Source organism: Methylobacterium sp. GXS13, from assembly GCF_001455965.1.
Taxonomy (GTDB): Bacteria; Pseudomonadota; Alphaproteobacteria; order Rhizobiales; family Beijerinckiaceae; genus Methylobacterium.
Window position 1 is genome coordinate 1 of record NZ_LKKO01000090.1, and the last position, 10290, is coordinate 10290.

Annotated in this window: 10 protein-coding genes and 1 pseudogene; 4 read left to right on the forward strand and 7 right to left on the reverse strand. The window is 71.1% G+C overall.

What is annotated here, in order from left to right:
* Both AO398_RS25390 and AO398_RS25395 read left to right on the forward strand, forming a co-directional pair.
* Positions 1-261: pseudogene (locus tag AO398_RS25390) on the forward strand (acetyl-CoA carboxylase carboxyl transferase subunit alpha); the annotation flags it as partial.
* A 148-nt stretch (positions 262-409) separates the two neighbouring features.
* Positions 410-1141 carry a DUF1796 family putative cysteine peptidase gene (locus AO398_RS25395; RefSeq protein ID WP_058194944.1) on the forward strand — a complete coding sequence of 244 codons (732 nt, stop codon included), beginning with the start codon at positions 410-412 and terminating at the stop codon, positions 1139-1141.
* Between the two features lie 30 nt (positions 1142-1171).
* On the opposite strand, the gene AO398_RS25400 is transcribed toward AO398_RS25395, so the two are convergent.
* Positions 1172-2056, reverse strand: coding sequence for a LysR family transcriptional regulator (locus AO398_RS25400; RefSeq protein ID WP_058194945.1), 885 nt, complete (start codon positions 2054-2056; stop codon positions 1172-1174).
* A gap of 236 nt (positions 2057-2292) precedes the next feature.
* Between AO398_RS25400 and AO398_RS25405 the strand changes: the two genes are divergently transcribed.
* Positions 2293-3828 (forward strand): MFS transporter, encoded by a 1536-nt coding sequence (locus tag AO398_RS25405; RefSeq protein WP_244498887.1) that lies wholly within the window; start codon positions 2293-2295, stop codon positions 3826-3828.
* Positions 3829-4103: 275 nt separating this feature from the next.
* Positions 4104-5570 (forward strand): murein L,D-transpeptidase family protein, encoded by a 1467-nt coding sequence (locus tag AO398_RS25410; protein ID WP_058194951.1) that lies wholly within the window; start codon positions 4104-4106, stop codon positions 5568-5570.
* A 4-nt stretch (positions 5571-5574) separates the two neighbouring features.
* Here the strand turns inward: AO398_RS25410 and AO398_RS27845 are convergent, their stop codons facing one another.
* From AO398_RS27845 to AO398_RS25435, 6 genes are all read right to left on the reverse strand, one after another.
* On the reverse strand, positions 5575-5748 hold the full coding sequence (locus AO398_RS27845) for a YqaE/Pmp3 family membrane protein (protein WP_082643446.1): 174 nt from the start codon (positions 5746-5748) through the stop codon (positions 5575-5577).
* A gap of 531 nt (positions 5749-6279) precedes the next feature.
* Positions 6280-7857, reverse strand: coding sequence for a c-type cytochrome (locus tag AO398_RS25415; protein ID WP_058194952.1), 1578 nt, complete (start codon positions 7855-7857; stop codon positions 6280-6282).
* An 85-nt stretch (positions 7858-7942) separates the two neighbouring features.
* On the reverse strand, positions 7943-8281 hold the full coding sequence (locus tag AO398_RS25420; protein ID WP_058194947.1) for a hypothetical protein: 339 nt from the start codon (positions 8279-8281) through the stop codon (positions 7943-7945).
* The gene (locus AO398_RS25425) at positions 8281-8781 is read right to left on the reverse strand and encodes a TspO/MBR family protein (protein ID WP_058194948.1); all 501 of its coding nucleotides are present in this window, start codon (positions 8779-8781) and stop codon (positions 8281-8283) included. The genes AO398_RS25420 and AO398_RS25425 overlap by 1 nt, the downstream gene beginning before the upstream one ends.
* Positions 8778-9992: a geranylgeranyl diphosphate reductase gene (locus AO398_RS25430; protein ID WP_058194949.1), complete on the reverse strand. Its 1215-nt coding sequence runs from the start codon at positions 9990-9992 to the stop codon at positions 8778-8780. The genes AO398_RS25425 and AO398_RS25430 overlap by 4 nt, the downstream gene beginning before the upstream one ends.
* Positions 9993-9996: 4 nt before the next feature.
* Positions 9997-10290, reverse strand: a 294-nt coding sequence (locus tag AO398_RS25435; protein ID WP_160329356.1) for a PucC family protein, incomplete at its 5' end; no start/stop codon positions are given.

Here is a 10290-nt window from a genome sequence, read left to right on the forward strand (position 1 = left end):
CCGCCCCTGGGGCGCGCCCAGGGCCGCCCCCACGGGGCCCCCCCCGCCATGAAGATCACCGCCCAGGACCTGCTGCGGCTCGGCGTCATCGACGGCATCATCCCGGAGGCCACCGGCGGCGCGCATCGCGACCGCGAGGCGGCGATCCGGGGCGCGGGCGACGCCATCGCCGACGCGCTCGCCCAGTTCGAGGGCTTGAGCCCCGTGGAGATCCGCGACCGCCGCGCCGAAAAATTCCTCGCCATCGGCCGGACCCTGTGAATCCGACGGCCGAAACGTTTGACGTTCGCGGCGTTCGGCCGTCGGCACGCGCGAATGCGCGTCGCCGCAGGCAAGCTTGCGCGGCCTGCGTACACTTGGCTGCGTGCGGCGGACCGCCCTGGAGGCGTCAGCCGCAAGGGCGAACCGTATGATAGCCCCGGGCGCGACGGGCGGCCTGCTCTGGGCCCTCGGGCGGCTCCTCGGGCGGCGCGACGCGCGCGAGCCGGGCGGGCACAACCACGTCTCGCTCGGCTGCAATTGCCAGATGGCGCACGTGCTCAAGACCCTGGACCTGCGCCACTGGTCCGGCCCGCTCGACTGGATCTTCTCCATGCCCGGCATGGTCCGGGACTGCCTGGACGACGATTTCGCCGCGCTCACCGACCGGGGCCAGCTCGAGAGCATCCCGGAGGCGGAGCGGCGCGGCCCCGACATCTGGCGCGGGCGCCACCGGCTCTACCGGGAGCGGCACGGGCTCGAATGCGTGTTCAACCACCACGACCCGGCGGCGAGCGAGGCGGATTACGCCTTCCTGACCGAGGGCGTGCGCCGCCTGCGCCAGGCCCTGGACACGCCCGGCACCCAGAACCGGCTGTGGATGATGACCCATCTGCACACGCCCCGGGAGACGGCCGAGGCGATCGACGACCTCCTCGGCCGCCGGGCGAGCCGCAACCACCTGACCTTCCTGCAGCTCCAGCCGGAGCATCCCGGGGTGGCGGTGGTGGAGGCCACCGACCTCCGGCCCACCTTGCGCTGGCTGACGATCCAGACCCGCTCGACCCCGGTCGGCCTGCGCCTCGCCGACCCGGCCGAGGACGCGCAGCTCGTGGCGATCATCCGCACCGAGGCGGCAAGGCGGCCGGTGGTGTTCGCGTGAGGGGGCGCCCGGTCTTCCCAAACCGCTGCCTCACCCCGCCTGAAACAACCGCGCCCCAACGAAATCCACGAAGGCGCGCAGCCGGGCCGACATGTGCCGCCCGGAGGGCCACAGGATCGAGAACTGGCCGGGATCTGTGAGGTACGGGTCTAGGATCCGGGTGAGGGCGCCCTCGCGCAGGGCCGACTCGGCCAGAAAGTCGGGCATGCAGCCGATGCCCAACCCGCCAATCGCGGCGGCGCGCAGGGCTTCCATGTTGTTGCAGGTGAGCGCGGTGGAGAGGCCCGCGGGCAGGGGCTCCGCGAGGGTCCAGTCCTGCAGCTTGCCGGAGCTGGGAAATCGGAAGCGCAGGGCTGCGTGCCCCACCAGCTCGGCCGGGCGCCGGGGCGTGCCGGCACGCTCCAGATAGGCCGGAGCGGCGCAAAGCACGAACCGGAACGGGCCGAGCCGCCGGGCCACCAGGCTCGAATCGACCAGGGTGCCGCTGCGGATCGCGGCGTCGACGCCGGCCTCCACCAGGTCGATCAGGCGATCGTTGAAATCGAGGTCCAGCTCGATCTCCGGATAGCGTGTCTGGAATTCCGGCAGCACCGGCAGCAGGAAGCGGTAGCCGATGATCGGCAGGCTGATCCGCAGGATTCCGCGCGGCGCGAGCCGACTCTGGGTGACCAGCGCCTCGGCCTCGCGCAGGTCGTCCAGGATCCCCCGGCAGCGCGCCTGGAGCAGGGCGCCCTCCTCGGTGAGCGAGACCCGCCGCGTCGTCCGATGGAACAGGCGCACGCCGAGTTCTGCTTCGAGCCGCGCCACGGCCTTGCCCACCGCCGAGGCCGACAGGCGCAGATCGCGCCCCGCCTCGACGAAGCTCAGCCGCTCCGCCGTCCGCACGAAGGCCGCGATATCGCCGAGGCTATCCATGCCATGAGATTAGAGCGCAGCGGTCCGGAATGATAGGACGAACGGCGCGATTAACGGTGACCAGGCCGCAAGCGAAGGTGAGGCGTGGGTCCAAGGGCGACCTGCCGGGTTGGGTTTCGAGCTCACGATATCGGCAGCAAGCCACTGAAACACCGCGTTTTTCCCCGCCCCGCAAGGGGGCAGGAGAGCCCGTCGCGTCCAGCCATACGCGAAGCCCGCAGGAACGGAGCCGATCCATGCCCGACTCGTCACCTCCCGCCCACGCGGGCGACCCGCTGGTCATGGGGGCGGTGTGCCTCGCCGCCTTGATCCTGCCGCTGAGCTTCTCGGCCGGGGCGGTGGCGACCCCGGCCATCGGGCGCGAGCTCGGCGGCTCGCCCGAGGCGCTGACCTGGATCACGAACGGCTTCATGCTGACCTTCGGCAGCCTGCTGATGGCCGCCGGGACCCTGGCCGACCGCTACGGCCGCCGGCGCGTCTTCACGGTGGGTGTCGCGATCGTCACCGGGTTTTCCCTGGCGCTTGGCCTGGCGCCTTCGGTCTGGCTGATCGACCTGCTGCGGGCCGGGCAGGGCGTCGGCGCTGCGGCGGCGCTGGCAGGCGGCACCGCCGCCCTGGCCCAGGAATTCGATGGCCACGGCCGCACCCGGGCCTTCAGCCTGCTCGGGACCACCTTCGGCGTCGGCCTGTCCTTCGGGCCGATCGTCACCGGCGCCCTGATCGCCGGCGCCGGCTGGCGCGCGATCTTTTGGGTGGGGGCGCTGGTGGGCAGCGCCGCGCTCGTGCTCGGACCGCCGCGGATGCGCGAGACCCGCGACCCGCAAGCCCGCAGCCTCGATTGGCCCGGGACGGTGAGCTTCACCGCCATGCTCACCACCCTGACGGTGGCGGTGATCGAGGCGCCGGGCCTCGGCTGGCATAGCCTGGCGCTGGGCGGGCTGCTCGCCGCCGCCGCGCTGCTCCTCGCAGCCTTCGCAATCATCGAGACCCGCGCCGCCCGGCCGATGCTCGACCTCCGCCTGTTCCGCTACCGGCGCTTCGTCGGCGTGCAGATGCTGCCGGTGGCGACCTGCGCGGGCTTCGTCGTGCTGCTGGTGCTCCTGCCCCTGCGCTTCATCGGCATCGAGGGCCGGAGCGAGATGGAGGCCGGGCTGCTGATGCTGGCGCTCTCGGCGCCGATGCTGGTCGTCCCGATGCTGGCCGCCGCGCTGGTAAGGCGCGTTCCGCCCGGCCTGCTCTCGGGCTTCGGCCTGCTGATGGCGGCAATCGGCCTCGTCTGGCTGGGCTTCACCGAGATCGGCAGCCGCGCGGTGCTGGCGCCGATGCTGCTCATCGGCCTCGGCAGCGGCCTGCCCTGGGGCCTGATGGACGGCTTGTCGGTCGCCGTCGTACCCCGGGAGCGCGCCGGCATGGCGGCGGGCATCTTTGGAACGGTCCGGGTCGCCGGCGAGGGCGTGGCGCTCGCCCTGGTCAGCGCAGCGCTCGCCGGCTTGGTCGCGGCCGAGCTGCGCCGGATCCCGGGCCTGCCCGACGCATCCCTCGCACAGGCGGGCCAGCGCCTGGCGGTGGGAAACCCGGACGGCGCCCGGGCGCTGCTGCCGGGTCTCGACGCGGCCACCCTGGCCCAGGCCTACCAGGCGGCCTTCACCACCCTGTCCTGGACCCTGCCGGCCGTGCCGGCCGCCTGCGCCGTGGCGGTGCTCGGTCTGCTCGCAGCCCCGGCGAAGCAAGGGGAGGGCCTTCCCGACCCGGCGGATCGTCCGACAATCTGATGCGGCTTCCGGCAGACGTTCGGGACGCTGTCTACCATCCTCGCAAGCGGCACGAAGCCGCCGCAAAGGCAGAATGCGTGGTGCGCCAACGCGATCGCCCCATCCCGCGAAGACGTGTGCACGGTGTCGTATCCACCGCTCAGAGCCGTGCAGTGTTGCGTCCGGGCGCTTGCGGTAACAAAGGCGCAAGCTTAACGAGCCTATTGGGTTGGGGAGTGGCCCCCGAGGTCGGCTATCAAAAGGCCGCCGGGGGCACGAAGACGACGAGGTTCCCCATGACGGCGCGTCTCGCGACTGCGCGACTGCTGGCGGCCGCTTCCCTGCTGGCCCTCGCGCTGGCCGGCTGCCAGGACGGTTCCGGGATCAACGGGCCGACCGCGCGCAGCATCGCGCCGATCGCCCCCCAGACGCTCGCCCTGATGCAGACCAAGGGCATGCAGCAATCCGACCCGATCCTGATCCGCGCCTACAAGAAGGAAGCGGAGATGGAGGTCTGGAAGCGCGGCAGCGACGGGCGCTACGCCCTGCTGAAGACCTACCCGATCTGCCGCTGGTCCGGCCAGCTGGGCCCTAAGGTCCGCGAGGGCGACCGGCAGGCGCCGGAGGGGTTCTACACGATCACCCCGGGCCTGATGAACCCGAACTCGTCGTACTACCTCTCGTTCGATACCGGCTTCCCGAATGCCGTCGACCGGGCCAACGGCCGCACCGGCCGCTACCTGATGGTCCACGGCACCTGCTCGTCGGCGGGCTGCTTCGCCATGACCGATGCCACCATCGCGGAGATCTACGCGGTGGCGCGCGAGGCGTTCATCGGCGGCCAGCGCAGCTTCCAGTTCCAGTCCTACCCGTTCCGGATGACGGCCCAGAACATGGCCAAGTTCCGCAACGACCCGAACATGCCGTTCTGGCAGAATCTCAAGGAGGGCTCGGACTATTTCGAGGCCCTGCGCGAGGAGCCGAAGGTCGGCCAGTGCGGCACCCGATACGTGTTCGGCGGCTCGGACGCGGCGGCCGGCGCGTGCAAGCCGCGGGTCGACCCGCAGGTGGCCGAGAAGCGCGCGCATGACGAGCGCGAGGTGGCGGAGCTCGTCGCCAAGGGCACCCCGGCGGTGCGGGTGGTCTACCAAGATGGCGGCCAGAACCCGGTGTTCCGGCCGCCGGCCAACACCAGCGCCTTCGCGAGCCTCGGCGGCACAGAGACGGTGCTGCCCTACGACGCCAAGGAGTTCGGCCGGCACAATCTCGGCGATGTCAGCCGCCCCGAGACCCTGGCGGCCGGGCCGGAGGAGATCGAGATCGGTCCGAAGGTGCAGCCGACCCTGATGGCCGCCGCCGCGCCGGCGTCCGCCAAGGCGACCGCGAAGGCCGGCCGGGGACAGCAGAAGCCCGCCGCTACGACCCTCATGGCGAATCGGTCCGAGCCGGAGCTTCGGGTCGAGACCACCGCATCGGTCGGCGAGAAGCCGGCCCGGATCGCCGTGGCCGATGCCGACGGCGATCCGAGCAGCTACCAGAAGCTTCTGGGCACGCTGTTGGACAAGGAGAAGCCGGCCCCCGCTACCCCGGCGGTGGATGCCACCGTGGTGCCCGAGCCGGTCAAGCTCGCGCACGCGGCCGAGAAGGTCGCCCCGAAGGCGGCGGCCAAGCCGCATGCGGTGAAGACCGCCAAGGTCGAGACCAAGCCCGACATGAAGCCCGCCCTGCGCAAGGGCGAGCCGGACGCCAAGGCCAAGCCTTAGGGCTTCAGACCAGCGGCCGGTCGCGGTTCATCAGCCACAGGGCGTGGACCGTGCCGGGCAGCCAGCCGAGCACCCAGAGCAGGATGTTCAGCAGGAACTGCACGCCGAAGCCGGTGGTGACGAGCACCGCCACCGGGGGGATGAAGATCGCGAGCAGGATACGGACGAGGGTCGACACGGGCACTCCGGGGCTCAGAACCTGAGGGATCCCGGCTCAAACGAAGCGCGCCCGTGTCCGTTCCCGTGGGGGTGCCGTGCGGCTTAGGCCGCCCTCCCTGTCATTCCGGGGCCGCGCCGCGGAGCCCGGAATCCAGATCCGCCACGGCGTCCGAAAGAGATCGGAGTTCTGCTGCTCGATCCTGCAATCGCGGAGTTTCTGGATTCCGGGCGCACCTGCGGCGCCCCGGGATGACGGGTCGGCATCGGTCTGCCTTCTTGAGGAACGAGACTACGCTCAGCGTGCCGGCGAAGGATGACGATTCCAACCCGTGTCACCCGCTGCGGCGAGGGGAAGGGGAGTTCGAAGGGCTGGGTGGACGGGGCGTCGATCTCGGACAGGGCGCCCGCGAGGATCACCGGCATCCGAAGCAGCGCACATGCTCGAAGCAGCCGTGCGGACGGCTCCGGAATGCTGGCAGGCACGCGGTTGCTTCGCTGCACGCGCAATGACGGGCAGGGCGCGGTGAGCGCCGCGCCCCCCGAAAAGAAATCAGTTCTTCGTCGGCGGCGTCGTCGCGCCGGGGACGTTGATCGCCTGCTTCTCCGGGTTCTTCACCTGGCTGTAGGCGACGTTGGAGAAGGTGCCGATCACCGCGGGCCAGCTCGGGTTGGCGTATTGCGGGTCGTCGCGGCCGACCTTGCAGAAGGCCGTGGTCAGGGCGTTCACCACGTCGTCGTCGTTGGCGCCCGTGTTGGCGGCCTTCACCTGGGGCACCAGGCGGACCAGCGTCGGCACGAAATCCTGCTGCTTCAGCCCGGTCAGCGTCGCCGAGACGCCGATCTGCTCGAAGGCGGCCTTGAGCTTGTCCTGCTCGATCTCGGCGCAGGGGGCCGTGCCGGACAGCATGGTCTTGGTGGCGGCCCGGGCCGCGGAGGCCTTGTCGCCGGTCACCGGCGGCGCCTTGTTGCCCCAGGAATTGCGGATGTAGTCGGTGACGTTCCGCACCTCGACATCGGTCATCTGCTGGCCGATCGCCACCATCGGCGCGAGGCCGCTCTGGGCGGCCAGACCGCCATAGATCACCCGCAGCACCGTCTCGGGGCCGTCCGACATCACCGAGGTGTTGCCCGCGAGCGCCGGCACCGCGCCCTCGATGCCCTTGCCGTCGGGCTGGTGGCAGGAGGAGCAGTAGGTCAGGTAGGTGGAGGCGCCGGGGGCACCGGGAGTGTCGAAGGCGGCGAGATCCTTCGGCTTGTAGGTCTGCTTGGCCGGGACCGTGCGCAGGTAGGCGACCATCGCCTTGAGGTCCTCCTCCTTCACCTTGGAGAGGGATTCCATGATGGTCTGGCGCATCGGGCCGGCGGCGACGCCGGGGCGGTCGCCCGGGGCGGTGCCGGTCTTGAGGTAGGTCACCACCTGCTCGTCGGTCCAGGCGCCGATGCCCTGGTGGCCGTCCGGGGTGATGTTGGGGGCGTACCAGCCGTCGATCACGCCGCCGCCGAAGCGGCCCGCGAAGCTCGAATTGCCGACGAGCTTGTTCTCGTTGTGGCACATGGCGCAGTGGCCCAGGCCCTCGACCAGATAGGCGCCGCGATTTACCTCGGCGCTGGCGTTCGGGTCGGGCTTGAAGCGCTCGTCCGTGAAGAAGGCGGTCCGCCACGTCACCAGCGCGGTGCGGACGCTGAACGGGAACGGGATCTGGCTCTCCTGGCGCTTCTCGTTCACCGCCGGCACCGATTGCAGGTAGGCCCAGATCGCCTTGGTGTCGTCGTCGGTGACCTTGGTGAACCAGCCGAACGGGAAGGCCGGGTAGAGATAGCCGACGTTCTTGCTGTAGCCGTGCCGGAACGCCTTATCGAAATCCTCGTAGCTCCAGTTGCCGAGCCCGGTCTCCTTGTCGGGGGTCAGGTTGGGGGTCATGATCACCCCGAACGGCATGTTGAGCGCGTAGTTGCCGGCCAGGAACTTGCCGCCCGGGGCGGTGTGGCAGGCGGCGCAATCGCCCATGGTCACGAGGTACTTGCCGCGCTCGACCGGGTCGGAGGCGTCCTGCGCCAGGGCCGGGAACGCGAGCAGCAGGCCCGCCAGGATCGGGGCGGACGATGCTCTAAGGTTTTGCGCAGGCATCATCTTTTTCCGAAGGCCGGGGATTACCTTCCGGGATGATGCTCTAAGCTGCATGACCACATCTCCCGGGTTGCGTTTATAGTTGTTACAAGGTGACACCGCGCGTGAACGCGTCCGTTTGCGGCGTTGTTCCGGCGGGCGGGGGGCTGCGGCGTTGCGTCCGGGCGGCGCGCAGGCGCAACGTCAGATCCGCCAGATGGGCCAGAAGCCCCGCGAGCATCCATCCGGCGACCACCGGCCAGACGGCCCCGGTGAGGGCGGCGCGCAGGGCCAGCATCAGGGCCGCCCCGGAGGCGAGGTTGGCCAGGAGCGGCGCCCGGGCCAGGCCCCGGCTCCGGGCCAGCCAGGCGAGCAGCAGCGCCTCGGCCGCGACCAGCACCAGGATCGCGTCGACGATCCGGCCCGAGGCGAACAGCGCCTCCATCAGGCCAGCCCCCGGAACGGCGCGTTGAGCCGCACGATCCGCAGGTTCAGGCAGGCGGCGACGCTGACCCAGGCGAGATAGGGCAGGTTCATCAGCCCGGCCGCGATCGAGACCCGGCCGGTGACCAGCACCAGCACGGCGATCGACAGCCACAGGGCCGCGACCTCGGCCAGCGCCCAGTCGGGCCGGCGGAACCGGAAGAACAGCACGCTCCAGGCGATGTTGAGCACGCCGTTCACCGCGTAGGCGGCGACCAGCAGGACCCGGGCGGTGGGATCGGGATCGCCGTTCCAGGCCATCACGGCCGCGATGGTGGTGAGCAGGAAGATCGTGGTCCAGACCGGTCCGAAGGCCCAGTCCGGCGGCTTCCAGGACGGGAACCGCAGGTGCCGGTACCAGCCATCCGTCTTGGTCGCGACGGCGCCGGCGACCGCGACCAGGATCGCCGCCACGGCGGCCACGGCCGGCGGCCCCCAGCCCTCGGACCCCAAAAGAGTCACGGGGAGACCCAGCGGAACAGGTGGGCGAGGTCCTTGAAGAAGATCCGCGCGTGGGCAGCGGGTTTCGCCCGGACCAGCTCCTTGTTCATGTAGCTGTCCCAGGTGAGCTGCTGGACGTCCTTGTCCCGGCAGATCGAGACGAAGCGCTCGCGCAGGCCGTCGCTGCGGTACCAGACCCACTGCATCATCCCGAGGATCCAGAACACGCGGCCGTGCAGCTTCATGAAGCGACGGCGGGCGAGCGCGAGCGCCCGGACATCGCCGGTGGCCAGGAAACTCTTGGCCGCCTCGGCCGAGAGCTGGCCGCCCAGCATCGCGTAGTAGATGCCCTCGCCGGAGGCCGGGGCGACGACCCCGGCGGCATCGCCCGCGAGCAGCACGTCGCGGCCGTTGTCCCAGCGCTTGAGGGGCTTCAGCGGCAGGGGCGCGCCCTCCCGGCGGATGGTCTCGGCGCCGTCGAGGCCGGTGGCGACCCGCCGCGCCCGGATCGAGGAGCGCAGGGAGAAGCCCTTCTTGGCGCTGCCGGTGCCGATGCTGGCGGTGTCCCCGTGGGGAAAGATCCAGCTGTAGAAATCTGGCGAGTGCCGGCCCTCGTAATAGACGTCGCAGCGGGCGGCATCGATCGCGTCGCCGCCCGGCGCATCGGGGGCCGGCACCCGGACGATCTCGTGATAGGCGAAGACCTGCTTCATCCGGTCATGGCCCGGCACCTCGGCCCGGCCGACCGGCGAGCAGGCCCCGTCGGCGCCGATCACCAGCCGCGCTCGGACCGTGTGGCGGGCCTGGGCCTCGCCCTTGCCGGTGGTGAAGTGGACCAGCGTCGAGCCGTCATCCGTCCGGGTGATCTTGTCATACGCCGCTTCGCGCAGGTCGGCGCCGGCCTGCTCCGCCCGGGCGCGCAGCCAGGGGTCGAAATGCTGGCGGTCGACCATGCCGACGAAGCCCTCGCCCACCGGCATGTCCACGGCCTTGCCGCTCGGCGCCACCATCCGGGCGGAGCGGATTTTTGCGACCAGCAGCGCGTCGGGAATCGCGAAGTCGCGGATCAGCCGGGGCGGGATCGCGCCGCCGCAGGGCTTGATCCGTCCGGGCTTGTCGAGGAGCAGCACCGCGTGCCCGGCCCGGGCCAGCTCGGTGGCCGCCGTGGCCCCCGCGGGACCGCCGCCGACCACAACGACGTCGTAGGACGCATCACCATGCAACCGAGCCATCGCGTCACCTCGCGCCGAGGATGGGATTATTGAGCGGGACAGAGGCCCGGCCCGGGGCCCGGACGGGCTCGAGCCGCAGGGCCAGGACCACCGCGACGAGGAACAGAACCCCCTCGGCGGCGAAGACGGCGGCGTAGGCCTGGACCGGCTCGGCCGTGACGAGCCGCACCGCATCCACGGCGGCCGCCCCCAGGAAGCCGCCGGCCCCGAAGGCGATGCCCTGGGCCGCGCCCCAGACGCCCATGCGGGTGCCGCGCTCGCGGGCGTCGTCGCGGCCGGCGAGCGCCATCATCGAGCC

Bases quoted from the DNA above. Each gene is read 5' to 3' on its own strand.
- AO398_RS25420 (WP_058194947.1), bottom strand. From the start codon at position 8,281: ATGGAGGCGCTGTTCGCCTCGGGCCGGATCGTCGACGCGATCCTGGTG.
- AO398_RS25400 (WP_058194945.1), bottom strand. From the start codon at position 2,056: ATGGATAGCCTCGGCGATATCGCGGCCTTCGTGCGGACGGCGGAGCGG.
- AO398_RS25410 (WP_058194951.1), top strand. From the start codon at position 4,104: ATGACGGCGCGTCTCGCGACTGCGCGACTGCTGGCGGCCGCTTCCCTG.
- AO398_RS25405 (WP_244498887.1), top strand. From the start codon at position 2,293: ATGCCCGACTCGTCACCTCCCGCCCACGCGGGCGACCCGCTGGTCATG.
- AO398_RS25430 (WP_058194949.1), bottom strand. From the start codon at position 9,992: ATGGCTCGGTTGCATGGTGATGCGTCCTACGACGTCGTTGTGGTCGGC.
- AO398_RS25395 (WP_058194944.1), top strand. From the start codon at position 410: ATGATAGCCCCGGGCGCGACGGGCGGCCTGCTCTGGGCCCTCGGGCGG.
- AO398_RS25415 (WP_058194952.1), bottom strand. From the start codon at position 7,857: ATGCCTGCGCAAAACCTTAGAGCATCGTCCGCCCCGATCCTGGCGGGC.